A 25,145-nucleotide genomic window follows, 5' to 3' on the forward strand; every position below is an offset into this window, starting at 1 on the left:
GGCGCCCTGTGCTGTGCATTGACAGGGGAGGCGCCTCTTGCGCCACAAATCACGCTTTACGTCCCGGCCGACACCCCACCCCGCCCCCGTCCCCGTCCCGGGCCGCCGCCGACCGCGCCGCCGGAGGGTGAGTCTCCTCCGCCGCCGGGTGTTGGGCCCTTTCAGTCGTCCGGCCTTGGGTCTCTTCAGCCGCCGGGGTTTGGCTTTTCAGCCGTCCGGCGTTTGAGGACCGGGGTCTGGGGCGGAGCCCCAGGGGGTCCGGGCGCAGCCCGGGACCCCGCATTCAGCCCGTTCGGCGTTTGAGGACCGGGTCAGGGTCGAGCCCTGGGAACGGTGGAAGGGCGGGTAGGGGACGGTCCCCGCAGGGTGCCGAGCGGCTGGGAGGCTAGCCGGCCAGGCGGGTCAGGCCCTCCGTGATCTCCTCCGGCGTGTGCGTCGTGAACGACAGGCGCAGGGTCCGGGGGTCCGGGTCACGGGCGAAGAAGGGCGCGCCGGGGACGAAGGCGACGCCGCGGGCGGTGGCCGCGCGGAACAGGGCCGTCGCGTCGTGGCCCTCGGGGAGGCGGGCCCAGACGAACATGCCGCCCTCCGGGCGGTTCCACGTGGAGCCCGGCGGGAGCGCGGCGGCCAGGCCCGACAGGAGGGCGTCGCGTCGGATCCGGTACGCGTCGCGGACCCGGGCCACGTGCCCGTCGAGGTCCGCCGTCCGCAGGTACTCCGCCGCCGCCAACTGGTCCACCGTCGAGGTGTGCAGGTCCGCGGCCTGCTTCGCGAGCACCGCCCCGCGCAGCAGCGCGGCCGGGGCCCGCAGCCAGCCCAGCCGGAGCCCGGGGGCCATCACCTTCGAGAAGCTGCCGAGGAGCGCCGTACGGTCCTCCGCGCCCGGGTGCGCGGCGAGCCAGGGCAGTGCGCGGCCCTCGTAGCGGAGGTCTCCGTACGGGTCGTCCTCCAGCAGCCACAGTCCGAGCCGGGCGGCGAGCGCCGCGATCTCGGCGCGGCGGTCGGCGGGGAGGGTGCGGCCGGTCGGGTTCTGGAAGGTGGGGATCGTGTACAGCAGCTTGGGGCGTTCGCGGGCGACGAGCTCCGCCAGCGCGTCCGGGAGGATGCCCTCGTCGTCGCAGGGGACGGGGATGACGCGTGCACCGGCGAGCTGGAATCCCTGGAGCGCGGCCAGGTAGGTGGGGTTCTCGACGAGTATCGCGTCGCCCGGCTCGATCAGCGCGGTGGTGACCAGGCCGAGTCCCTGCTGCGAGCCGGTGGTGATCAGCAGGTCGTCCCCGGTGGTGGGCAGCCCCCGGTCGGTGAGCCGCGCCGCCACCGCCGCGCGCAGTTCGGGGGCGCCCTCAGTGGTCGAGTACTGGAGGGCGCGGCGGCCGGACCGCGCGAAGGCGGAGTCGTACGCGGCCCGCAGGCCCTCGGCGTCGAAGAGTTCGGGCGCGGGCAGGCCGCCGGCGAAGGAGATCATGCCGGGCCGGGAGGTGACGGCGAGGATCTCGCGCACGGCGGAGGGGGCGGTCGTACGGATCCGGGCGGCGAAGGGCGGCGGAGGAGAGTGGGGGTGGGCGGCTGCGGGTGCGGAGGCGGGTGCGGGCACGGGGCTCCTTCGGGAGGCGGGTGCGGGCATCGTAGCGGCGGGAAGGTGTAGACGGCATCTATGTATCGGATGGTGAACGGCCCTCAGGGGCTCCCCATCTGACGGCACATCAGCTAGACCGTCTCCCATGACAGCAGACGAGCGGAACACCCGGGCCGACGACTACGCCGAGCTCGCCTCGGTCGGCCCCTACGGAGTCCACCCCGGACACGCGCTGATCACCATGGTCGAACCGCACCCGGGCCACGAGTTCGCGTACAACCGCTGGTACGAGGACGATCACTACTACGCCGGTGCCATGGCCATGCCCTGGATGTACGCCGGCCGCCGCTGGGTCGCCACCCGCGAGCTCCAGGAGCTGCGCTACCCGGAGAAGTCGGCCGTGGCCCAGCCCGTGACCGCCGGGTGCTACATCTCCACGTACTGGGTCACCGAAGGCCGCTACGACGAGCACATGAAGTGGACCGTCGGCATCAACAAGCGCCTCAACCGCGACGGCCGGGTCTACCAGGACCGCACCCACGTCTTCACCGCGTTCCAGGACCACGAGGCCACCGTCTACCGGGACGGCGCCGCCGGCCCCCGTGACTTCCACGCCCTCGACCACCCGTACGGGGGGCTCGTGGTGCAGGTCATCGACGCGGAGGGCCTGGAGCGGCGGGCCGAGCTGCTGGAGTGGCTGCGCTCGCGCGCCCTGCCGAAGCGGCTGGCCGGCTCACCGGCCGCGATGGTCACGGTCTTCCGGCCGACGCCGCTGCCCGGGGACCGGATGACGTACGTGAAGCAGGTGGAGGGGGTCGACACCCGGCTGACCCTGCTGTGGTTCCTGGAGGCCGACCCGCGCGACTGCTGGGACCGGTTCCAGGGGCTGGATGCGGAGGTCGCGGAGTCGGGGCTGGGGCGCGTGGAGCTGGTGGCGCCGTTCATCCCGACGGTGCCGGGGACGGACCGGTACGTCGACCAGCTGAGGTAGGAGGGGGGTCCGGGGGGCTCGGGGGCCTCCGGGCATGGCCGAGCCCCCTCGGCAGGCGACGGCGGGCCGGTCGAGAGGGCTCCAGTCAGTGGTGCGGGTGGTGCGGGTGGTGCTGGTGGCGCGGATCGTGTGACGGTGGTCGGGAGGGGCGTCTCGACGTTCAGGCGAGGTGTCCCAGCCGGCCCTCGGTCACCTCGGCGACGAACGAGGTCCAGGAGCCGGGCGCGAAGGTGAGGGACGGGCCGTCCTGCACCTTCGAGTCGCGGACCGCGATGGCCTCCATGACGGGGGACTTGACCTCGACGCAGGCGCCGTTGGCGGAGTACGAGGACTTGGTCCAGTTTTCCGTTGCACCTTGACGAATAGCCATGTTTCTCTCCGGTTCAGCGAGTGGTTCCGGTGTCATGTCGGCCATTGCTCCGGCTGACGTGATCGACGCTACCCGCAGCTCCCGGTGCGCGAAGGCGGCGTTCACCCGACCGAGTGGCATATTCCATTCAGGCCTTCTGCGGCCGGGGAGTGACGGTGTACCGTACGGGCCTTTTCGCTGGACATCATTTTCCCTTGCCCGCGAAGTCCTCGATGATCTGCGCGATGAACTGCCGCGTCTGGTCCACGTTGTGGGCCTGAGCACGCAGATGTTCGTACATCACGCTGTATTTCTGGACGTCGTTCGCCTTCTCCAGGTACAGGTCGCTCGTCACGCCCTCGATGTAGACGACCGTCGAGTCCGAGGCGTCCGGGAATTCCAGAATGGCGTACTGGCCGTTGACGCCCGGGTGGGCCCCCACCGAGAACGGCATCACCTGGACCGTGACGTGCGGCTTCTCCGATTGCTCTATCAGGAACTCGAGCTGCCGGATCATGAGCTGCGCATCGCCCACGTGCCGTCGCAGGGCAGCCTCGTCGATGACCGCCCACAGGCGCAGCGGACCGATCTCGGGATTGCTGTTCTCGGTCTCGTGGAGCCGCTTCTGGCGGTGCATCCGGACCTGGACGCGCTTCTCCACGTCGACGGGAGCCGTCTCCGGCCACGCGCCGCGGACGAGCGACTGGGCGTACTCCGGGGTCTGGAGCAGCCCCGGGATCACCAGGGGCTCGTACGTGCGCAGGCTGGCGGCGTCCGTTTCCAGGCCGATGTAGACGCTGTACGGGATGTCGCCGAAGGCGTGCCACCAGCCCTGCTGGCGGGAATCCTTGGCCATCTGCATGAGGGAGTCGACGAGCCGCCTGTCCTCGACCTCGTAGACGTCGCACAGATCGCGGACGTCGCGCTGGCTGATGGAACGCCGGCCGTTCTCCAGCCGGCTGATCTTCGACTGGGAGACGAGCAGGCGTTCCGCGACCTGCTCGGCCGTCATGCCTTTGTCCTCGCGCAGTTTGCGCAACTCCATGCCCAGTCGGCGGCGTCGGACGGTGGGATTGACATTGGACGCCACGTGAACGGCACCTCCGCCTTCTTCTCGTGCTGTCTCTCTGCGTGTCTGATGGTGAGCAGACTGCCACCGAAGCGTGTGACCTCGCTGGGGAACGGCCCGGAAAAGCAAACGCGCGGGGCGGCGGGGCCGGCGTACCGGCCTCGCCACCCCGCGCGCTGGCGGCTTCCGGGCCGGGTCCTGGGGACGTCGGCCACGGTGATGGCGTTACGTGTGCTGCGGTCCTGCGGGTGGTGCCGGTCCTGCGGGTGGTGCCGGTCCTGCTGTACCGCCTGTCCTGCCCTGTACCGCCCGTGCGGCGTGCCCCGCCGGTGGATCAGTGCGCGGCCGCGCGGGCCATCGCACCGGTCCGGCGCGGCTGCAGCGGAACGGCTGCCGCCGTTGCCCGGGCGGGCTGGGCCGGTGCCCGGTCGCGGCGCGGCTGTGCGGCCACGCCGTTCTGGACGTCCATGACGGCGTGAGCCACCAGTCCGCCCATCGGGTCGTGCCGGATCAGGTCCCGCAGCCGGGACCTGGACGACCGCCCCTCGTTGCCGGGGTACAGGTGCTTGCCGAGTCCGACCGCGTGGGCCAGTGCGGCAAGCGCCGCGGTCCGCGGGTCCGGCGGTACGCCGGTGCGGATCGCACTGTCCAGCCGGCCACGGATCTCCCGGCTGATCGCTGTGTCGGTCGCTTGGTAGCGAACCGTCGGCAGCACCCCGCACATCTGGCCCGCGACGGCATGGACCATGCCGCAACGCTCCAGGTGAGCGAGGTAAATCTGACGGAGCCCCAATCGGGGTCCGCCGATCCAGTGGACCGCCCGAACCGGGCTGCCGCGCCTGCGCAGCAGTTCCAGTGCGGAGTCCAGAGTCGGATCTCCTGTCGGCCGTGGCATCACCACGGCGATACGATCCCCATCAGGGGCTATCCGTCCTGCCAGAGCCAGCTCCACTAGCTGTGCCCCGGCCAGGCCGAGGTCGAGCGACTGCGGCTGCGCCGTGGTACCCGTGGCCGGGTCCAAGGCGAGCAGCAAAAGCTCCTCCGGAATCGTTCTGCGGCTCTTGCCCATCCATGCCTCCCCGCGTGGATGAGTGACAGGGTGACGCCTCTCACATTCATCTGTCGAGAGCGCCTGGCCGCTTTGTGGGGGAACCATCAGCTATGTCGTTCTCGTCTAGCACGGGGGCGATGCCCCCTAGACGGGACACTGTTAGACATTCGGACAGCCGGACGTGAAGGCGATCGAGGAGGAACTGGTGGCGGGCGAGTCCCCCGACAAGTCGGTTGATGAAGGAACGTCGGGGACGGCGGAGTCGTCCGAGGGGCGTGATCCGAGGGCGTCGCTGTTCCGTCCGAGGGACTCGGAGGACGGGCCCGCGGACCGCGACCCGCTCCGGGAAGCGGTGGCCGCGTGGGTGGCCACGGCGGAGCCCTCGCCCTCCGGGGACGACGACCCGTCCGACGAGCCGTCCGACGAGCCGTCCGACGAGCAGGCCGTGCCGGCCGCACCGGGCGCGCAGACCGAGGTCTTCAAGGCCCTGCCCGCGGACGCGGCTGCCGCTGCCGCGGGTTCGGAGTCGGCTTCGGATTCCGGTTCGGGGTCCGATTCGGGTTCTGAGGACGGTGGTCCCGCTGCCGCGTCGGCCGAGAGCGGGCGCACGGCGGTGGTCCGCACCGTGACGCCCCCGGCGGCCGATTCCGCTGCTTCCGGTGATTCCGCTTCCGGGCGTGCGGGCGGCGAGTCCGCCGCTTCGTCCGGTGCCGGGGGTGGCCCTGCCGGGCGTGCGGGGGCCTCGGATGCCCAGCCCGCAGTCGCTCCCGCGGACGGCGGCCGTACGGCCGAGCCGCGCGCGGCGACGCCTCCGGCGGCCGCTGACCGGCCCGCACCGTCCGGTTCCGCCGCTGCTCCCGCTTCCTCGCCCGCTCCCGGTTCCGCTTCCGCTTCCGCTTCCGGGGGAGACTCCTCGGCCACGCCCGCGGGCGGTGAGCGTGCGACCAACTTCCGTACGGTGACACCTCCGGCCGGCGCCGTCCGCTCTGCTGGTTCCGCTTCGGGTGGTGCCCCGGGGGAGCCCGTGGCTGCCGCCGGACCGGCCGGGAGCGACCGTACGGCCTCGTTCCGCACGGGAGCGGCTCCGGCTGGTACGGGCTCGACCGCGGATTCCGGTTCCGGTTCTGGTTCCGCTTCCGGAGCCGGCTCGGCCGACAGTGAGCGCACCGCGGTGTTCCGTACGGTCACGCCGCCGGCCGCCGCCGACCGCCCCGCGGGTTCCGCTTCGGCACCGGCCGACAAGCCCGCGACCGCCCCGGCCGCCCCCGCCGACAGTGAGCGCACCGCCGCGTTCCGCACGACGACCGCGCCGACGCCGGGTGCCCCGGCCTCTTCGGCCGCCCCCGGGTCCGGGTCCGGCTCCGATGCGTCCGTCGACAGTGAGCGGACCGCCGTGTTCCGGGCCGTCAAGCCCGGTACCGCCCCCGGCGGCGAGGCGGAGGACAGCGAGCGGACGGCCGTTTTCCGGGCGGTGAAGCCCCCGGCTCCGGCCGCTCCGGCCGACGCCGAGCCCGTCGACAGCGAGCGGACCGCCGTGTTCCGGGCGATCAAGCCCGGTACCGCCAACCCGGAAGCGGCCCGGCAGGGCACCGGCACCGGCACCGGCCAGCCGGTGCCCCCGCATGCCGTCGGCGGGGAGCGGGCGAGCACCTTCGTACCGCTGCGCAACGACGATGCGCCCGCGCGGCCCACCCCGGGCGCGCCCCCCGCCCCCGGCGCTCCGCGGGGCGCGGCCGGCCAGGCTCCGGCTCAGGCCCGGACTCCGGCACCCGCCGGCGTGCGGCCCCCCGTGACGCGGGAGTCCCCGGAGCGGACCACGCAGCAGCCGCTGCCGCCCAAGCCGCCCCTCGACATGCTGGCGGACCTCACCAACAACCCGCCCCCGCCGCCGAGCGCGGCCCGGACCGCGGTGCGGCGGTTCAAGATCTACGCGCCGATCCTCGTGCTCCTCGCGGTGGTCCTCGCCGTCGTCCAGCTCGTGCGTCCGCTGCCCACGCCGACGCTGAAGGTGACCGCGAACACCTCGTACACCTTCGAGGGCGGGGCGCCGTCCCTGCCGTGGCCGAAGGAGGGCCAGGCCTACGTGGCCGCGGCCGGCCTCGGCCCCGTCGGCAGCTTCGGCGAGCAGAAGCCCGTGGCGATCGGCAGCGTGGCCAAGGCCATGACCGCCTACGTCATCCTCAAGGACTTCCCCATGAAGAAGGGGGAGAAGGGCCAGATGATCCCCGTCGACAAGACGGCGGTCGAGGACGGCAAGAAGGAGACCGAGGGCGAGTCCACGGTCAACAACTTGAAGGAGGGCGACAAGATCTCGCAGTACGACGCCCTCGCCGCGATCATGATCCCGTCCGCCAACAACGTCGCGCGGCTGCTCGCGCGCTGGGACGGCGGGCAGGAGGCGTTCGTCAAGAAGATGAACGACACCGCCAAGGAACTCGGCATGACCAACACGACGTACACGGACCCCTCGGGTCTGGACGCGACCACGGTCAGTACCGCCGAGGACCAGGTCAAGCTCGGCCTCAAGATCGTCGAGATGCCGGAGCTGATCGCGATCACCAGGATGGGGGAGTGGGTCGACCCCTCCAACAAGAAGTGGCGGAACTACAACACCCTCATTCCGGCCAACAACTCGCTCGGCATCAAGACCGGCTCCACCACCAAGGCCGGCGGCAACCTGCTCTTCGCCGCCAGCCAGAAGGTCGGCAAGACCAACCAGCTCATCGTCGGCGCGGTCCTCGGCCAGCACGGGGTGCCGATCCTCGACACGGCGATCGCGGCGAGCAAGAACGTCATGATCGCCACGCAGAAGCTGCTCAAGGCCGCGCCCGTCGTCAAGAAGGGCCATGTCGTCGGCTACGTGGACGACGGACTCGGGACCCGCGTCCCGGTCGTGGCCACCGCCGACGTGGAAGCGGTCGGCTGGCCGACCCTCACCGTCTCCATCAAGCTGGCCGACGGCGCCGCCAAGCTCCCGCAGACCGCCACGGCGGGCTCGGAGATCGGCGTGCTGACCGTCGGCGAGGGCGCCAGCCAGGTGAAGGTGCCGGTGGCGCTGCAGAGCGACCTCGCCGCACCCGGCATCGGCAAGAAGCTGACGCGCGTCGGCTGACGCGTCGGCCGACGCCGCGCACGAGCGCGGAGCGGGTCCGGCGCCCCGGGGCAACCCCGGGGTGCCGGGCCGCGTCTACGAACCGAGGGACGCACCCGAGGGACCGGAGTGGGGAGTACGTCGGCGTGACCACCGCTGAGCGGCAGGAGCAGGGCCAGGGCCGGGGGCCCGGCCATGGCCATGGCCGGGACGGGGCTCCGACCCGGGCTCCCGAAGCCCCCGAAGCCGCGGATGCCCCCGAAGCCCGCGATGCTCCCGAAGCCCCGAGCCCCCAGGCCGCCCCCGGGCCGGTCCGCCGTGCCCTCGGCTGGGCCCGCCGGCACCCCGTGGCCGTGGCCACCGCGCTGGCCGGGCTGCTGCACCTGATCTGGTTCTTCGCCGTGGCCAACAGCGGCGGCGACCTCGCCGCGCAGGACGCCTGGGCCGAGTTCGTGGGCCGCCATCCCGACTCGGCGTACAACCTCGCCTGGTACGGCGGCATGCACCCGGTCTCGTACAGCGTGGTCTCGCCGTACGTGATGCACGTGCTCGGCGTCCGCACCACGATGATGATCGCCGGTACGGTCTCGGCCGGGCTGCTCGCGATGATCCTGACCCGCTGCCGCGGCGCCGTCCGCGAGCCGCTGTGGCCCGCCCTGGCCGGGGTGTACGGGCTGCTGTGCAACGCCGTGTCGGGCCGCGTCACCTTCGGTCTCGGCGCGATGTTCGCCCTCGGGGCCGTCGCCGCCGTCTTCTGCTGGCCCCGCAAATGGGCCGAGCGGCGCTGGGCGAAGGCCGCCGTGGCGGCTCCGCTCGCGGCGGTCGCCACCGCCTCCAGCCCGGTCGCCGGGCTGTTCCTCGGGGTGATCGCGGCCGCGCTGTTCCTGAACGGCCGGCGCCCCGGGGCGTACGCGCTGGGGCTGGCCCCGGCGGCGGTGGTCGGGCTGTCGTCCTGGCTGTTCCCCTTCTCGGGGACCCAGCCGATGAAGCTGATCTCGGCGGCGCTGCCCTTCGCGTGCGCGCTGGCCGCGCTGTTCCTCGTACCGAAGAGCTGGAAATCGGTCCGGACGGCGTCCGCGATCTACGCCCTCGGAGTGGCGCTGACCTGGGCGATCGACTCCCAGGTCGGTTCGAACGTGACCCGGCTGGCGATGCTGTTCGGCGGGGTCGTGCTGCTCGCGGCGCTCCCGTACGAGTCCCCGCGCTCGGGCCTCTCGGGGTCCCCGCGGCGCACGCGCCGCTGGTACGGGCTGGTACTCGCACTCACCGGGGTGACCGCCTGGATCACCGTCAACAGCGTCACCGACATCGTCCGCACCACCCCGCTGGCCTCCTGGAGCCGGGAGCTGGCCCCGCTGGTGGACCAGCTCCAGAAGGCGGGCGCCGACCGGGGCCGCGTCGAGGTGGTCCCGGCCAGCAGCCACCGCGAGTCCTCCGCCTTCCCCGCGTACGTGAACCTCGCGCGCGGCTGGAACCGGCAGGCCGACCTGGAGCGCAACCCGCTCTTCTACGACGACACCCTGACGGCCGGCAGCTACCGCGAGTGGCTGGACCGCTGGGCCGTGCACTACGTGGTGCTGCCCGCCGACAAACCCGATGAGGGCGGGCGGGACGAGGCGAAGCTCGTGCGCGAGGGGCTCCCGTACCTCCAGCAGGTGTGGGGCGACGCGAACTGGCAGCTCTTCAAGGTCACGGACCCGACGAACCTGGTCGCCGGCCCCGCGACCGTGGTGCGGGCCAGCGCCGATCAGCTGGTCGTCGACGTGAAGCAGGCCGGCCGGGTGCTGGTGCGCATCCCGCACTCCCCGTGGCTGGGCCTGGTGGACGGCGCGGGCAAGCCCGTGGAGCCGCCGCAGGAGACGGAGGCCTCGAAGGCCGCCGGGAAGGCGGCGCCGAAGGGCGCGGTCGTCACGCCCAAGGTCTACGCGAACACGGCCGGGTGCCTGTTCAAGGCGGCCCCGGACGGTACCGGGGACGAGTGGACGGAGCTGCTGGCCCCGGTGCCGGGGGAGTACCGGATCGCGGCGAAGTACCAGCTTCCGCGGGGCACGCCCTGTCCGGACGATCTGCTCTACGAGGTGCTGGGGCCGCCGGAGCGCCCGGCTCCGCCGCGCCCTTGATCAACCATTTTTTACGTCCGGTCCGGGTGCGTTGGGCCCTTTATGTGCATACGATCCCAGTAGTCCGATTGGGTGCCCCGAGTCTTTTTAGGGAGTGACGACGGGATGAGCAAAGAGCAGAAGCAGGACTTCCAGGCGGCTGTCGCGAAGGCCGCGGAAGCGACCCACCTGCCCCGCGCCGTGCAGCACGCGCACGGCTTCTCCGGTCCGGTCCGGAGCAAGGTCAAGGGCGGAGCGCACACGAAGGCGGAACTCAAGCGGGCCGGGACCCCGCAGGGCGACCGCATCGGCGAGCGCAGCAGAGGCCTCAGCTGAGGGCGGGGCCGAGGGCTGAGCCCGCCCCCCTGTCGTGATGCGTGCCCTTCCGGCTTCGGCCGGGAGGGCTTTCGTCTGCGTGCTGCCTGCCGGTGCCTGCCGGCGGTCTTAACGGTTTCGCGGGGCGGCGTCCGGTCGGCTGTTACGTCGCCGACGGATGACCCGGACACTGCCCTCGTAACGTCGTGGTCGTCGCCAGGGCACACCGGGACCACGGGCGACGCCGACCCGAGGGAAACACCCGTGCGCGCCACCTTCCGTACCGCTGCCGCTGCCGCTGCCGTCGCCGTCTCCGTATCCGTGCTCGCCGGCCTCACCGCGTGCGGTACCGGCACGGGGACCGCCTCCGGCACCGGCGGCCGAGCCGACCTGCCGCCGGACCCGAAGGTGGGCAGCACGGCGGCCCCCGCTCCCGCGGGCGGGGCGGCGCCCGCCCTCCCGGGGTCGAAGCCGACCGGTATGAAGATCGACGCGGCCGGCGTGGACGCGAAGAAGATGGTCGACCTCGCGGTGGACCCGGCGACGGGCGAGCTCGGCGTGCCGGACGCGGACACCGACGCGGACCATCCGGGCTGGTGGACCGGGGGCGTCACTCCGGGCGAGAAGGGGGCGTCCGTCCTCGTCGCGCACTTCGACACGAAGTACGGGCCCGCGGTGATGAAGAACGTCAAGAAGATCAAGCTCGGTGACCTGATCGAGGTGGAGCGCGAAGACGGGAAGACAGCCAGGTTCGCGATCCGGGAGATCGAGGACGTGGACAAGAAGGACTTCCCGACCGACAAGGTCTACGGGGACACCGGCCGCCCGGAGCTGCGCCTGTTGACGTGCGGCGGCGAGATCAAGAACGGCCACCGCACCAACAACGTGATCCTCTACGCCGACCTGGTGGCGTGATCCCGCCAGGCCACCCGACCACCCGAGACAGTTCCTTGACCCGTGTGCGGGGCGGCGGCCTATCGTCGGCGGCCAGCGGTGGCCAGAAACGGAAGGCGATGCCTCGTGTCAGTGGGGGGAGTGCGACAGGTATCCGTGCTGGACCGCGCGCATTCCGGCCTGGAACCGGCTGCGGGCGCCCAGATGGGTGAGCAGCCCGGTGATGGCCCGGCCCACGGTGCGCGTGGAGACGCCCAGGCTGTGGGCGATGGATTCGTCCGTCCGTCCCTCGGCCATGAGCTGAAGTATCGCGGCCTGCTGCCGGGTGAGGAGCTCGGGCTCGCAGGGCGCCGCCGTCGGCCCGAGCGGGGTCGAGGCCTCCCAGATGTGCTCGAAGAGCGTGACCAGCAGGGAGATCAGGCCCGGACTGGTGACCAGGGCCGCCGCGGCCGCGGTGTTCGTCGCGTCGACGGCCACCAGGGCGCTGCGGCGGTCCACGATGGTGAGGCGGTTGGGCAGGACCGGGCTGGTGCGGATGCGCCCCCCGATGCTTTCCAGCCAAGTGGCGTATTCCCGCGCGTTGTTGTCGTGGCGGATGCTGTCGAGGTAGATGGTCCGCATCACGATGCCCTGCTCGACGTTGCGCAGGTTCAGCGGCCGGGCCGCCTCGATGCTCGCCTGCGACATCTGCGAGTCGGGGGCGAACGACAGCACTTCGGAGCGGGTTTCCGCGGACAGCAGCTCGATCTGGTCCCGGATCGCGTCGATGCCTTCCAGGTACCGGATTCCGGACTTGTTGGATTCCTGCGGTGTGGAGTCGGCGATCTCCGCCAGCAGGTCGACGACGGCGGCCCGGGTGGCCTCCATGCGCTGTTGCTGGGCGGCGAGTTCGGCCTGCTGGCGGGCTTGGAGGAGCTGGAGGGCGAGCTGCGGATCGATGGCGCGGCCCTGTTCGGGGTCGCCCTCGCCGCCGCGCAGCAGCGCCATCTCGCTGAGCCGGGCCAGTGAACGGCGTACGTCGTCCGGGGTCAGGCCCAGCCGCTCGGCCAGCTCCAGGACACCGTCCCGGGGATGTGCCAGTTTGCTCCGGTAGACCGATGCGGTCACGTCATCGAGTTCTAGCCGACCGAACATTGTCGCCCACCCCCTGGAAGACCCTGCATGGCATATCGCCGCAGCTCACATGCCCTGCGTACGTGCGTCAGGCTAGCTTGCTCGGCTGCGCGATCGAAGTGCGTACGGCACGGAATCGGGTGGAGATATCCGGCCGATCTGACGAATGCGGCAATGACGGTTCGCCGGTTCACCCCCCTCTCCGCCCGGTTCGGCAGAGTTCCGGACGACATGGCATGTTTGAAGAGGACACGACAGTAAATCGGGAGGATTCATGTATCTGGTCCACTTGCACCTGAGGGCCCCGCAGGGGGCGGGCGATCTGCCGTCCGGCGTGGAGGACGTCCTCTGCGAGGTCCAGCCGGCGGTCGAACTGGCCGTACGGCACGTGGCCGCGGAGGGCGACCCGGTGCTCGGCCTCTACCTCCAGGCCCCTGACCTCCGCACCGCCGAACACTGGGCGGCGATGGCCTGGAACCACGCCGCGCGCCGGGTCGGCGGGGCCGACGCCTGGACCCTGATGAGGGCCGAGGTGCCGCTGCTGGTCGTCGACGAACTGGCCTGAAGAACTGGCCTGTTGGGTGCCCCGAGCACTCGCTGTCCTGTGTAGGACATGTCGGGTCCAGGACACCCGAGAACCCTGGTTCACCCCCTTCACCTGCGGCAACCTTGATCACGTCAGCAGGAAACGCCGCACAACTCGGGGGACTCCAGTCATGATCAGCCGTCTCAAGGCCGCCACGCTCGTCGTCGTCACCGCCACCGCGCTCCTCACCGGAGCCGTCTCCGGAGTCGCCGCGCAGATCACCGGTTCGGACGGTGTGACGTACCAGGCGGACTGGCGCTGGGACTCTGCCCCGGTGACCATCGACGGAGCGGACAGCTGACCACCGGACTCCGGTCCGGCGGATACAGGGCCCGCGAGACACCGATGGTGACCGCACCGGCCCGACGGGGAGCGTTTCCCCGCACCACCGGCCGATTCGCCTGGCTGTCCCCGATGGCCCTCTGGCCGCTCGCCCGGCACCTGCTCGACACCGGTACGGTCCGCCCCCAAGGAGGCGGCACCCGCAGGGCGGACGAGGAGGCCGTGTTCGCGGCGGTCCTGTACGTCCTGGTGAGCGGCGAATCCTGGCGCGCACTGCCCAAGTCCTTTCCCGTCTCCTGGCAGAACGCCCACCGGCGGTTCGGCCAGTGGTGCGACGAGGACCTGTGGGACCGGATGGAGGCCACCGTCCGGGCCACGCCCCACATCTCCGCACCGGTACGCGACTGGGCCGAACGCGTCGCCGAGGCGGCACGGTCCCGCCGAACGGACCGTACGGACCGGCCTGATCTCCCGGTCCGACCCGAACTCACGGCCCGTACGGACCATACGAGCCCTACAGACCGTACGAGCCCTACACACCTCCGGGCCCGGGCTGCCTGACCGCGCCACCAGACCCGGCACCTTCCGGTTCCGGTCGACAGGCCCGGTCCTCGTCCCGCCCCTCACCTGAACCCCCTCTGCCACTCCCATGGCACAGCCGTGCCCCTGGGCAGAGCCTTGCCCCCGCCCTGCCCGCAGGCACCAACACAGACTTCCGTACCCCAACCGAACACCCATCGAGAGGTTTTACCGTGCGCAGATCCGCGCTCCCCATCGTGGCCGCCATGTCCATGGCCATGCTGCTCCCGCAGCAGTTCTCGGCCTCCGCAGACGAGGTGCCCAGCGCGCCCCTCGCGGCGGGCGAGATCCAGAACATCGGCCCGGGCATGTACCAGTCCGCGACCGACAGTTACCAGGTCTTCGAGAACGACGTCGCGGTCGGCCTCATGGGCCGTACCCACACCGTCGCCGGCCAGGCGTCGGGGATCTCCCAGGCCCAGGACGCACCCGCGACCCGCTCCGACATCGGAGTCTTCGGTCCCAGCTGGGAAGCCGAGTTCGTCGGCGGCGAGCTGAACCGCACGCTGGTCCAGGACTCGGGGGCGATCACCACCACCGACCTGGACAGCAACTCGTCCACCCGCTACGACCTGACCGAGTCCATGGACGGTCCGGGCGGCGGCAGCATCAACACCTACAAGTCGTCCGACGGTTCGACCCTGGTCGAGAACGTGACGTGGGACGACCTCGCCGGTGAGATGAAGTCGAGCATCACCGAGACGCTGAACCTCGACCTGGCCGCCGCCGTCGAGGGCGACGACGTCCCCGTCGGCGCGAACGGCAGCCCCATCCCGGCGGCCGATCTCAAGCCCACGTACACCTGGAAGCAGGCGTCCGGTACCGGTGACACCTGGCGCGTCACGAGCGTCGGCAACAAGGCGTACAAGGCCACCGCGATCTCCTACGACGCCCAGGGCCGCGTCGCCACCGTCAGCGAGCCCGCCCGCGGCGAGGCCCCCGCGCAGTCCCTCGCCGTGAAGTACGCCACCGCGACCACCGCGTCGGGCACGACCCTCGGTGACGTGGCCGGCCAGGTCAAGGACATCACGGTCACCACCGGCCAGACCGTCCAGACGCTGGCCCGCTACACCTACGAGGCCTCCGGTCTGCTCCGCGAGGTCACCAACCCGGCCGAGGGCAGCGAGCTCAGCTCCTACACCTACGACGGCGACGACCGCCTCTCGACCCTGACGAGCGGCGCCGGCGGCAACTGGGATCTGACGTTCAGCGGCGACGCCGCCGCCCCGCAGGCCACCGAGACCAGCGGTACCATCCCCGACGCCGGCTCCATCGCGCCCGGCCAGGCCCAGCCCGACGGGGTCAGCCCGCCCTCCGAGAACTTCATCAACGGGGAAATCACCGACCCGCAGGCCTACCCGCGCGCCTGCTCCTCCCCGGAGTCGTGGATCCGGTACTGGGGCAACTGCACCACCGCAGTCGCCCACTACGGCTGGAAGTGGCCGTCCTGGAAGCAGACGCCCACCGGCTCCTGGGTCCGTGGTGTCAACGGCGACCACTGCACCGACTCGTATGACCGGCCCCTCGGCTTCGACTTCCGCGCCGCGTGCGATGCGCACGACTACGGCTACGGCACCATCGGCAACACCTACAAGGGCTACAGCTACTACCTGGACCGCAACAAGGGCATCGCCACCGACGTCGCGTTCTACAACCTGCTGCGCTACAACACCTGCCCGGCCTACGCCTGGTACAAGCAGGGCACCTGCAAGAGCCTGGCCCGCAACTACTACCTCGCCGTCCTGACCTTCGGGCACCCGAAGAACGGCGCCAACGCCACCTGATCGTCCCGTTGATTCGCTCCGGCGAATCGTCTGACGGACCGTTCAGCGGACTCCGTAGGGGCCGGGCGCCCGACATCTTCGGCCGCCCGGCCCTACGTCTCCCGCCTGCAGCTCTCGGCTGCGGCCTCGCCTGACCCTCCAGCTCCAGCTCCAGCTCCAGCTTCATCCGCGCCTGCGTCTTCGCCGTCGTCTGCGCCTTCGCTCGACCCCTTCGCTTGACCCCCTGCCTTCCCCCCCGCCTGACCCTTCGGCTCCGCCGCGCTTCCCCCCGCGCCCGATGGCCACACCCCTCCCCGTTCCCCACCCCCTCCCATGGAGACACGAAGTGAAGAGATCCATGCGGGTCGCGCTCGCCGCCTCGGCGGTAGCCGTGGTGCTCACCGCGATACCGGTCGGCGCCAACCCCCTGTCGGGCTCCACCCCGGCGTTCGCCGAGGAAGCCGGCCCGGTGGACCCGCCGCTGTTCGACGAGACCCAGGACGGCGGCACCGTCCGCGTCAACGTCCTCCTCGATGGGCTGTCGGAACTCTCCTCGGCCTCCGAAGCGGGTGAAGTCCTCGTCTCCTACGACACGTTGCCGATGGTCACCCTGCGCGTGAACCGGTCCGGCCTGGACTCGCTGAGCACGATGGCGGGCGTGGTCAGCGTCACCGAGGACGTCCCGGTCGAGCCGACGCTGAACGAGTCCACCGCCAAGATCGGCAGCGACGCGGCCGTCGCCGCCGGCAAGACCGGCGCCGGCAGCGCGATCGCCATCCTGGACACCGGCGTCGCGACCGGACACCCGTTCCTGGCGGGCCGGGTCAAGGCCGAGGCGTGCTTCTCCGTCACCGACGCCGCCTACGGCGCCACCAGCCTGTGCCCCGACGGCACCGCCGAACAGGAAGGCCCCGGCAGCGCCGACGCCGACAGCGGCCCCTGCACCACGGTCGGCACCGGCTGCTCCCACGGCACCCACGTAGCCGGCATCGCCGCGGGCAACGGAACCGGCGTGACCGGAGCGCCCGCCCGCGGAGTCGCCCCCGGCGCGGACATCATCGCCATGCAGGTCTTCTCCAAGTTCACCTCCGATTCCTACTGCGGACCCGGTGCCAGCCCCTGCGTCCTGAGCTTCACCAGTTCGCAGATCAAGGCACTGGAGAAGGTCTCGGCCCTGAAGAACGCCGGCACCAACATCGTCGCCGCGAACATGTCCCTGGGCGGCGGCCGCTGGACGGCCGCCTGCACCACGGATGCCCGTAAGCCGATCATCGACACCCTGTTCAACCAGGGCGTCGCCACCGTCGTCGCGGCCGGCAACAACGGCTACGCGAACGCGGTCAACGCCCCCGGCTGCGTGCCCTCGGCCCTCACGGTGGGCTCCACCACGGACGAGGACCAGCTCTCCACCTTCAGCAACCGCGGCCCGCTCGTCGACCTCCTCGCACCCGGCACCGGCATCGTCTCCTCCGTCCCCGGCGGCGGCTTCGCCTCCAAGAACGGCACCTCGATGGCCGCCCCGCACGTGGCCGGCGCCCTCGCGATCCTCCGGCAGAGCCACCCCGGCAAGACCATCGCCGAGCTGGAAGCCCTCCTGAAGGCCGACGGAACGCCCATCACCTACACCGGTGCGGTCACCCCCCGGCTCAAGGTCAACCTCCCGCAGGCGCCGCCGCGCCCCCGCTTCACCGACTTCAACTGCGACGCCATCGAGGACACCGTCGTCGGTGACCCCAAGGCGGCCGTCGGTGGGGACGCCGACGCCGGTGTGGTCCGCGTGGTCTACGGCGGCGGCAAGGGCACCGCCGAGTTCCACCAGGACCTGGCCACCGTCCCGGACGACGCCGAGGCCGGCGACTCCTTCGGCGAGAACCTGGCCACCTTCGACCACGACGAGGACGGCTGCTCCGACCTCGTCGTGGGCATCCCGAGCGAGGACGCGGGCACGGACGCCGACGCCGGCTCCGTCAACGTCCTCTACGGCGCCGCAGGCGGCCTGACCACCGGCAAGGCCGCCCTCAACCTGGTCCAGGGCACGGGCGAAGGCGCCATCAAGTCCGCGGTGCCCGGGGCGGAGGACCGCTTCGGCCACTCCGTCGCCGCCGGCCACACCGCGCAGGGGCAGCCGTACCTGCTGATCGGCGTACCCGGCGAGGACATCGGCGCCGTCAAGGACGCCGGTACCGTCCACTACCTGCGCGGGACCACCAACGCGGTCACCGACCAGAACAAGCCCGCCATGGACGGCGACATCGAGACCGGCGACCGGTTCGGCACGACCATCGCCGCCTCCGCGAACCACATCGTCATCGGCACCCCGAACGAGGCCATCGGCACCGCCGCCGACGCCGGCAACATCCAGCTGCTCACCCACGAGCTGACTGCGGGCGGCCTGCCGACCCCCCTCGTGGGGCTCAACCAGAACGACCCGCTCCTCGGCAGCCTGGCCGAGGCCGGCGACCTGTTCGGCGGCTCCCTCTCCGCCGTCGCCTACGCACCGGCCGGCGCGAGCACCGCGACCGACACCGTCCTCGCGGTCGGCGTGCCCGGCGAGGGCCTGACGGTCGCCTCGGCGCCCGTCGACCACGCCGGCCAGGCCTACACCTTCCGCATCACCGGGGCGGGCGTCGTCACCAAGGTCGCCTCCATCACCGCCGAGGTCGCAGGTGTGACCGGCGCGGCCGGCGCCGGTGACCGGCTCGGCCAGAGCGTGGCCCTGGCCAACCTCGCCCCCGACGCACCCGCCACCGCGGCGACCCTCGTCCTCGCGGTCGGCATCCCGGGCAAGGACATCGGCGGAGTCGCCGACGCGGGCGCGGTGCAGACCTTCGACCCGCTCGGCGTCCCCGGTGACACCGACCAGTGGATCCAGGCGGGCGACGCCTCCGGCCTGGGCGGCACCCCGACGGCCGGCCACGCCATCGGCGCCCACCTGGGAGCCGCCACCTCGGCGCTCCGGGTCGGCGTGCCCAACGCCGCACCGCTCGGCGCCGTGTACGCCCTCCCGTGGGGCAACACGACGGCCGGCCGGACCGGCGCAGCCGGCACGGTCACCACCCACCAGCCGGGCCAGAACGGCCTCCCGGCCGCCGGCGGCGCCTTCGGCTGGTCGATCGGCTGACCAGCCCATCGGCTGACCGGCCCAACGGGCCGGCCAGGCACCCAAGGGCCGGGAACCAGCCGCACCACACCGGCCCGGGAGGGGGACCCCCCTCCCGGGCCGGCACGCAGCCCCACCCGCCTCACCCGATCTCCACCCCATGGCCAGACCCCATCCCAAGTCCTTGAACTGGGCCTTTACCAGGGGAGGGGGATGGTGCAAGATCGCTCCCACCCCAGACCGTCATCACTATCCGGCCGCTACAGCGCCTCCGGGAGGACCTCCGTGTCTCAGATCATCGGTTACGCGTCAGGCGTCTTCGACCTCTTCCACATCGGACACCTCAACCTGCTCAAGCAGGCCCGCGCCCAGTGCGATTACCTGGTGGCCGGCGTACTGACCGACGAGGCCTCCTGCTACAAGGGATTCCCCCCGGCCATCCCCCTCCACGAGCGCATCGAGGTCGTCAGCTCCATGAGCTGCGTCGACGAGGCCATCGTCGACCCCACCCTCGAGAACCTGGACGCCTGGCAGCAGATCGGCTTCCACCGCCTGTTCAAGGGCGACGACTGGCGCGGCACCCCCCGGAGCGAGCGCTGGGAGCGCGACTTCTCCACGCTCGGAGTCGAGGTCGTCTACCTCTCGAACACGACGCACGCCCCCAGCACGAACCTCCACCGCCTGATGCAGCAGCTCTGACCCGGTAGCCGGTAGCCGGTAGCCGGTAGCCGGCGGCCGAGCGGGTCCCGGTCAGGCGTCCGGGTCGTGGGCGGCGCCGACGAGCTCTTCCAGTACGTCCTCCATGGCGACGAAGCCGATGACGGTGCCCTTGTTGCCGGTGACGGCGGCGAGGTGCGTGCCGGCCGCGCGCATGGCGGTCATCGTGTCGTCGAGCGGGGTGTCCAGGGCGACCTTGATGATCGGGTGCAGCGCCGTACGGGGGAAGGGCCGGGTGCGGTCGGGGGCGCCGAGGGCGTCCTTGATGTGGAGGTAGCCCAGGATCTCGTCGCCGGGGCCGGTGACCGGCAGCCGTGAGAAGCCGTGGTCGGCGGCCGTACGCTCCAGGGCGCGCGGGGTGATCTCGTGGTCGACGGTCACGACCCTGTCCAGCGGAACCATCACCTCGCCGACGGGCCGGGTACCGAGTTCGAGGGCGTCCTGGAGACGTTCGCCGTCCTCGGGGGCGAGGAGCCCGGCGGCGCTGGAGTCCTTGATCAGACGGGCGAGTTCGTCGTCGGTGAACACCGACCCCACCTCGTCCTTGGGCTCCACCTTCATCAGCCGCAGCAGCGTGTTGGCGAAGGCGTTGATGCCGAAGACGAACGGCCGCAGCGCCCGCGTGACCGCGACCAGCGGCGGCCCGAGGAGCAGCGCGGTCGGCGCCGGGGCGGCGAGCGCGATGTTCTTCGGGACCATCTCGCCGACCAGCATGTGCAGGTACGTCGCCAGGGTCAGCGCGATCACGAAGGCGATCGGGTGGATCAGCGCCTCGGGCACGCCGACGGAGTGGAACGGGGGCTCCAGCAGGTGCGCGATGGCCGGCTCGGCGACCGCGCCCAGGACCAGCGAGGAGACGGTGATCCCGAGCTGGGCGGTGGCCAGCATCGCGGACAGGTGCTCCAGCGCCCACAGGGTGGTCTTCGCCCGCCGGTCGCCCTTGAGCGCGGCCGGTTCGATCTGGCTGCGCCGTACGGAGATCAGGGCGAACTCGGCGCCGACGAAGAAGGCGTTGGTGATCAGGGTGAAGGCGCCGATCAGCAGTTGGACGGCGGTCATCGGGCCTTCTCCTCGTCGGTCGCGGAACCGCCGGGCGCGGTGATCGAGACCCGGTCGGCGCGGTGGTGCTCCACGTCGAGCACGGACAGTTCCCAGCCCCCGACGCGCAGGGCGTCCCCTTCGACGGGGATGCGTTCCAGCAGGGTGGCGATCAGCCCGGCGAGGGTCTCGTACGGGCCCGCGGGCGCGTCCAAGCCGATCTCCTCCAGCTCGTCGAGGCGAACGCTCCCGTCGGCCTGCCACACCCGGCGTCCGTCCCGCCCGGGGCCTTCGACCAGGTCGGGGGCCTCGACCGGATCGTGCTCGTCGCGGACCTCGCCGACGACCTCCTCCACGATGTCCTCGATGGTGGCGACGCCGGCGGTGCCGCCGTACTCGTCGATGACCACGGCCATGGTGCGGGCCTTGCGCAGCCGCCCGAGGAGGGTGTCGACGGGCAGGGAGTGCGGCACGAGCAGCGCACTCGTCATCAGGTCGGCGACCGTGGTCACCTCCCGCTCGTCCTCTTCGAGGGCGAGGACGTCGCGGACGTGGATCGTGCCGACGACCTCGTCGAGGCTGTCGCGGTAGACGGGGAAGCGGGACAGCCCGGTGGCGAGCGTCAGGGCCGCCGCGTCGGCCGCGGTGGCGTCGAGCCCCAGGGCATGGACGTCGACGCGCGGGGTCATGACGTTCTCCGCGGTCAGCTCGGCCAGGTGCAGGGTCTTGACGAACAGCTCGGCCGAGTCGGCCTCGATGGCGCCCTGCCGTGCCGAGTGCTTCACCAGCGCCACCAGCTCTTCGGGCGTACGGGCGGAGGCCAGCTCCTCGGCCGGCTCGAGGCCGAAGCGGCGTACGAGCCGGTTCGCGGTGTTGTTGAGGTGCCGGATCAGCGGTGCGAACGCGGACGTGAACGCGCGCTGCGGACCCGCGACGACCTTCGCGACGGCCAGCGGCCGGGAGATCGCCCAGTTCTTCGGCACCAGCTCACCGACCACCATCAGCACGACGGTCGAGAGCCCCACACCCAGCAGGGTCGCGGTGGTGGGCACCGCCCCGGCGGGCAGCCCGACCGCTTCCAGCGGGCCGCGCAACAGCACGGAGACGGCAGGCTCGGCGAGCATGCCGATCACCAGCGAGGTCACGGTGATGCCCAACTGGGCACCGGACAACTGGAAGGTCAGCCGCTTGGCGGCCCTCAGGGCGCTCTCGGCGCCGCGCTCACCCGCCTTCGCGGACCGTTCGAGCTCACTGCGCTCGACGGTGGTGAGCGAGAACTCGGCCGCGACGAACACCGCACACGCCAACGTCAGGGCCAGGGAGAGAAGCAGCAACAGCACTGCGGTCACCGTGCCACCCCCGCTTCCCGACTCTGATCCTGCGGGCAAGGCGTGGCACGGCTGGGACTGGGAGGTTCACCCATTGCGGGTCTGCTGCTCCTTCTTCACTCTGCGGACCCCGGGGCCCGGCTACGGCATACCTGGCGGGGACATGTTCCCCGAAGCCAGCTTAAAGCCCTGGCAAAGGACCGCACCGAACACGCAAACGGCCCCGGACGAGTAGTCCGGGGCCGATGAGGCCGCCTCACTGGAAGAATCTCCCAGCCCAATGCCCTACGCACTGTGCCCTCGGCAGGATTCGAACCTGCGACACCCGCTTTAGGAGTGGGATCGAATCCCTGCCGGGCGGTCCCGGCCTGTGCCGCGTGGTGCTGAACCCCCTGGTCAGCGCCACGCGTCACGCTGCCCAATCCGGCGCGTGACGCCTGCTGCCGACCCATCCGCTTACGCATCGCGCACGCATATGGGGGTTCTGACCTGGCCTCTCGCACCCATCACTAGGCGGCAGACCAGGGACCGCCGGACCGCCACCCGTCTGATCTCGGGCGGCTTCGCGGCATTCCTGCGGCGCGTACCGGGCCGCTGCCCTAGCCGCCGCTCAGGCACTGGTGGCGGCTGAAAGCACTCCGTCGATGCGTGCAGCCAGCGCGAAGTCGAATCTGGTCAGTCCGCCTTCGCTGTAGGTCATGAGCGAGAAGTGCAGGGTTCGCCAGCGGATGTCGATGTCGGGGTGGTGGTCCATCTCCTCGGCGATCTCGGCGATCTTCACCACGGTCCGGATCGCTTCCGGGAAGGAGGCCAGCTCGACGGCACGGACGATCCTGTGGCCCTCGCGCGCCCAGAGCGGCAGCAGGGACAGGTCTTCCGCGATCTCGTCCTCGGTCAGCAGGGCTCTGCTCAGTCCGCTCATGCCGTTGCTCCCGCCGTCTCGGCCACGCTTCCCTCCCATGCAGTCACAGCTTCCGTTGCCCCGCACCTCGTGCCGGTCCGCACGGCAACGATCGAGTCCGTGAGGCCAGCCGGGTGGCGCGCAGGACGTCCGCTTCCGGCGAGGCCGTGGCCTCCAGCCTGAAGCCCGCGTCCGCCAGCTCCTCCTCCAGCGCACGCGAGGTCATCGGCCACAGGTGGAAGGTCTCCTCCGCCCGGCGCACCACCCGGCCCTGCCGGTGTACCCGGTACGAGTAGGCGTACCGGATCCGTCCCCCGTCGGGGCATTCGGTGAGCCAGCCGGCGTAGGTGTCGGATCCGACCCGCGCCTCGCCCAGCAGTCGGCGTCGCGGGCCGTCCGGCAGCCGGGCCGGTGGGCGGTCGAGGAACAGCAGGCCGTCGGGTACCAGCCAGGCGGCCAGTGCCCGCCACACCGCAGGGCGCTCGAGGGGAGACAGGCAGGCGATCACCCGGAGGCACACCGCGAGGTCCGCCTGCCCTTCGAGGGCGTACGCGATCCCCTGAGCCGGGCAAGCGTGGACGGTCACCCGGTCGGCGACCGACCTGTCGGCTGCCGCCAGCCGCGAGAGCAGCACCGAGCGCATCGCTGTCGCCGGCTCCACCGCGTGCACCGGTACCGACGAGGCGCGCGCGAGCACCTCGGTGACCAGGCCGGTGCCGGCGCCGAGTTCCACGATCCCGACGCCGGCCGCGGCGGCGGGGGCGGCCAGCGTCGCCGCGTGCCGCTGGTACTCCGCCCGGTGCAGGATGTCGTAGAACTCCGCCGACACACCGTAGGCATCGTCATGCCGTCCGCACATCGGGCAACGGGCCTCCTGCGGACCCGACGACTCGGCCACCCGTACCTCCACCCGTCCATCATCACCGCACCGGACCTCGGGTCGCAGGACAGCCGGGAGTGAGGCCGGAACTGGGACCGGGTGTCGGATCACGCCTTCCAGGCCGGGGCCCTGGGTGCTGTCGGCGCCTCGATCCGAGCTCGTCCAGGGCGAGGCGAGCCGTCTCCGCGTTGGAGGGCCGGCGCGCTGTCTCCTCGGTCCAGGACCTTGATCTGGTCCTTCGTGCGGCTGACGTAGACCGTCTCGTCGGCGCGGTCGACGTGCTGGATGGTGCTGGCGGGGAGCAGCACGTGCTTGCCGAAGATCCATACGCCGGTGTCGACGACGAGATAGCCGGCTCCGGCCTCGTCCGTGTGCTCATCGACCTTTCCGATGCTTCCGTCCGTCGCCTCGACCTTGAATCCGATCAAATCGATTCCGGTCCCGTAGCCGGAATCGGCGCGGTAACCCCAGATGCCCTCGTCCGCCATGGCTGCACTCCTCGCTCGCCGCTGCTGTCCCAGCTGCTCACCATGGCCCGCACCTGATGGCGCGCGAGCGCCGCTCCGGCGACTCCCCTGTAAGGCGCAGCGGTGCGGGTGGAGACGGCGTAGCTGGGGAGGTGCTTCAGCGCGGGCACCAGGCGTTCATCACCCCGCATTGCTTCCTGCCCAAGGTCGACTGCCCCGACCATCCCCACCGGCGGATGTTCGACCTCGACCCTCTCGTCGCTGGACCTTCACCACCGCCGGGGGAGCCGCCGCTGACCTGCGTAGAACCGGCTGAGATCGCGCATGGCGAGGATAGGCGAGGGCAGACGCCCGGCATGACGGCGACCGGACGAGAGTGGCGCGGGAGCCGGGGTTCAGGTGAGGGAGCCCCATCCGGTCGCACGTCATGACGGAGCCGGGGTGCGGCACCGACGACGGGTATCGAGGACAGCCACCGCCGTCCTCAGCTCTTATCGCGCTTTGCCGAAGCCGCCGCTGTCTTACGGCACCACCGGATCCCGAGCAGGAGCAGGCAGGTCAGGGTGAGGACCCAGACGGCCGCGAAGGCCCAGATCAGTCCTGGGGACGAGGTGGCCACGGCCCGTACGAAAAGCACCGCGCAGGCGACGCCGAGCAGCGCGGTGCACAGACCGAGCCCTTGGGGGCGGTGCCAGTCCCCTGGGGATTTCCAGGGGCGGATACCGCGCTGCAGGGTGCGTAGTCGGCGCTCCAGGAGCTGGTCGGCGCGCAGGTCCTGCTCGATGTCGCCCAGGATCCTGAGTTCCTGCTGCGAGAGTTCAGGGCCGTCCAGTCGGGTAGCTGGAGTGCGTTGCCGCACTCCAGCCCCCTCAGAACCGGACTTGCGAGTCGTCCTCGCATCCGGCTCAAGCGGGCCCCTGGAGTCGCTCGGGATAGTCATGCTTGCTTGGCCCTTC

Annotated in this window: 22 protein-coding genes; 11 read left to right on the top strand and 11 right to left on the bottom strand. The window is 71.5% G+C overall.

The annotated features are described in order from the left end of the window. Nucleotides 1–385 precede the first annotated feature (385 nt). The gene (locus tag AC061S_RS41065; RefSeq protein WP_478690972.1) at nt 386–1,624 is read right to left on the bottom strand and encodes an aminotransferase-like domain-containing protein; all 1,239 of its coding nucleotides are present in this window, start codon (nt 1,622–1,624) and stop codon (nt 386–388) included. Between the two features lie 97 nt (nt 1,625–1,721). Here AC061S_RS41065 and AC061S_RS41070 point away from each other — a divergent pair, with 97 nt between their 5' ends. Further along, entirely contained in the window at nt 1,722–2,567 is an 846-nt protein-coding gene (locus AC061S_RS41070) for a hypothetical protein (protein ID WP_478690973.1), read from the top strand. A gap of 160 nt (nt 2,568–2,727) precedes the next feature. Here AC061S_RS41070 and AC061S_RS41075 read toward each other — a convergent pair whose 3' ends face one another. From AC061S_RS41075 to AC061S_RS41085, 3 genes are all read right to left on the bottom strand, one after another. Beyond that, complete coding sequence (locus AC061S_RS41075; protein WP_478690974.1) at nt 2,728–2,937, bottom strand: DUF397 domain-containing protein; 210 nt, start codon at nt 2,935–2,937, stop codon at nt 2,728–2,730. 184 nt (nt 2,938–3,121) lie between these two features. Continuing rightward, on the bottom strand, nt 3,122–4,006 hold the full coding sequence (locus tag AC061S_RS41080) for a helix-turn-helix domain-containing protein (RefSeq protein ID WP_243341875.1): 885 nt from the start codon (nt 4,004–4,006) through the stop codon (nt 3,122–3,124). Nucleotides 4,007–4,319: 313 nt separating this feature from the next. After that, nucleotides 4,320–5,054, bottom strand: coding sequence for a GOLPH3/VPS74 family protein (locus AC061S_RS41085; RefSeq protein ID WP_243341876.1), 735 nt, complete (start codon nt 5,052–5,054; stop codon nt 4,320–4,322). Between the two features lie 163 nt (nt 5,055–5,217). On the opposite strand from AC061S_RS41085, the gene AC061S_RS41090 reads away from it, so the two are divergent. The 4 genes from AC061S_RS41090 (at nt 5,218) to AC061S_RS41105 (ending at nt 11,456) form a co-directional block, all read left to right on the top strand. After that, nucleotides 5,218–8,148 (top strand): D-alanyl-D-alanine carboxypeptidase family protein, encoded by a 2,931-nt coding sequence (locus AC061S_RS41090; protein WP_478690975.1) that lies wholly within the window; start codon nt 5,218–5,220, stop codon nt 8,146–8,148. A gap of 125 nt (nt 8,149–8,273) precedes the next feature. Then, nucleotides 8,274–10,247 carry an MFS transporter gene (locus tag AC061S_RS41095; RefSeq protein ID WP_478690976.1) on the top strand — a complete coding sequence of 658 codons (1,974 nt, stop codon included), beginning with the start codon at nt 8,274–8,276 and terminating at the stop codon, nt 10,245–10,247. A 105-nt stretch (nt 10,248–10,352) separates the two neighbouring features. Then, complete coding sequence (locus tag AC061S_RS41100; RefSeq protein WP_254386784.1) at nt 10,353–10,562, top strand: hypothetical protein; 210 nt, start codon at nt 10,353–10,355, stop codon at nt 10,560–10,562. A 243-nt stretch (nt 10,563–10,805) separates the two neighbouring features. Next, on the top strand, nt 10,806–11,456 hold the full coding sequence (locus AC061S_RS41105; protein WP_478690977.1) for a sortase domain-containing protein: 651 nt from the start codon (nt 10,806–10,808) through the stop codon (nt 11,454–11,456). 108 nt (nt 11,457–11,564) lie between these two features. Here AC061S_RS41105 and AC061S_RS41110 read toward each other — a convergent pair whose 3' ends face one another. Beyond that, nucleotides 11,565–12,542 (bottom strand): helix-turn-helix transcriptional regulator, encoded by a 978-nt coding sequence (locus tag AC061S_RS41110; protein WP_478690978.1) that lies wholly within the window; start codon nt 12,540–12,542, stop codon nt 11,565–11,567. Nucleotides 12,543–12,822: 280 nt separating this feature from the next. On the opposite strand from AC061S_RS41110, the gene AC061S_RS41115 reads away from it, so the two are divergent. From AC061S_RS41115 to AC061S_RS41140, 6 genes are all read left to right on the top strand, one after another. Beyond that, nucleotides 12,823–13,113 (top strand): hypothetical protein, encoded by a 291-nt coding sequence (locus AC061S_RS41115; protein WP_478690979.1) that lies wholly within the window; start codon nt 12,823–12,825, stop codon nt 13,111–13,113. Between the two features lie 151 nt (nt 13,114–13,264). Next, nucleotides 13,265–13,435, top strand: a complete 171-nt coding sequence (locus AC061S_RS41120) for a hypothetical protein (protein WP_478690980.1) — start codon at nt 13,265–13,267, stop codon at nt 13,433–13,435. 113 nt (nt 13,436–13,548) lie between these two features. Then, a complete protein-coding gene (locus AC061S_RS41125) occupies nt 13,549–13,977 on the top strand; it encodes a transposase (protein WP_478690981.1) in 429 nt (142 codons plus the stop codon). Between the two features lie 191 nt (nt 13,978–14,168). Further along, the gene (locus AC061S_RS41130; RefSeq protein ID WP_478690982.1) at nt 14,169–15,779 is read left to right on the top strand and encodes a phospholipase A2; all 1,611 of its coding nucleotides are present in this window, start codon (nt 14,169–14,171) and stop codon (nt 15,777–15,779) included. A 325-nt stretch (nt 15,780–16,104) separates the two neighbouring features. Continuing rightward, a complete protein-coding gene (locus tag AC061S_RS41135; protein WP_478690983.1) occupies nt 16,105–18,879 on the top strand; it encodes a S8 family peptidase in 2,775 nt (924 codons plus the stop codon). A 264-nt stretch (nt 18,880–19,143) separates the two neighbouring features. Further along, a complete protein-coding gene (locus tag AC061S_RS41140) occupies nt 19,144–19,557 on the top strand; it encodes an FAD synthase family protein (protein ID WP_478690984.1) in 414 nt (137 codons plus the stop codon). 51 nt (nt 19,558–19,608) lie between these two features. Here AC061S_RS41140 and AC061S_RS41145 read toward each other — a convergent pair whose 3' ends face one another. The 6 genes from AC061S_RS41145 to AC061S_RS41170 form a co-directional block, all read right to left on the bottom strand. Next, nucleotides 19,609–20,634 (bottom strand): hemolysin family protein, encoded by a 1,026-nt coding sequence (locus AC061S_RS41145; protein WP_478690985.1) that lies wholly within the window; start codon nt 20,632–20,634, stop codon nt 19,609–19,611. Further along, a complete protein-coding gene (locus tag AC061S_RS41150; RefSeq protein WP_478690986.1) occupies nt 20,631–21,962 on the bottom strand; it encodes a hemolysin family protein in 1,332 nt (443 codons plus the stop codon). The genes AC061S_RS41145 and AC061S_RS41150 overlap by 4 nt, the downstream gene beginning before the upstream one ends. A gap of 589 nt (nt 21,963–22,551) precedes the next feature. Continuing rightward, the gene (locus AC061S_RS41155) at nt 22,552–22,863 is read right to left on the bottom strand and encodes a 4a-hydroxytetrahydrobiopterin dehydratase (RefSeq protein ID WP_478690987.1); all 312 of its coding nucleotides are present in this window, start codon (nt 22,861–22,863) and stop codon (nt 22,552–22,554) included. 43 nt (nt 22,864–22,906) lie between these two features. Further along, on the bottom strand, nt 22,907–23,701 hold the full coding sequence (locus AC061S_RS41160) for a class I SAM-dependent methyltransferase (RefSeq protein ID WP_478690988.1): 795 nt from the start codon (nt 23,699–23,701) through the stop codon (nt 22,907–22,909). A gap of 128 nt (nt 23,702–23,829) precedes the next feature. Next, the gene (locus AC061S_RS41165; RefSeq protein WP_478690989.1) at nt 23,830–24,210 is read right to left on the bottom strand and encodes a PRC-barrel domain-containing protein; all 381 of its coding nucleotides are present in this window, start codon (nt 24,208–24,210) and stop codon (nt 23,830–23,832) included. A 463-nt stretch (nt 24,211–24,673) separates the two neighbouring features. Next, nucleotides 24,674–25,048 carry a DUF3040 domain-containing protein gene (locus AC061S_RS41170; protein WP_478690990.1) on the bottom strand — a complete coding sequence of 125 codons (375 nt, stop codon included), beginning with the start codon at nt 25,046–25,048 and terminating at the stop codon, nt 24,674–24,676. Between the last annotated feature and the right edge of the window lie 97 nt (nt 25,049–25,145).

The sequence above is a fragment of the Streptomyces sp. CA189 genome, from assembly GCF_056428985.1.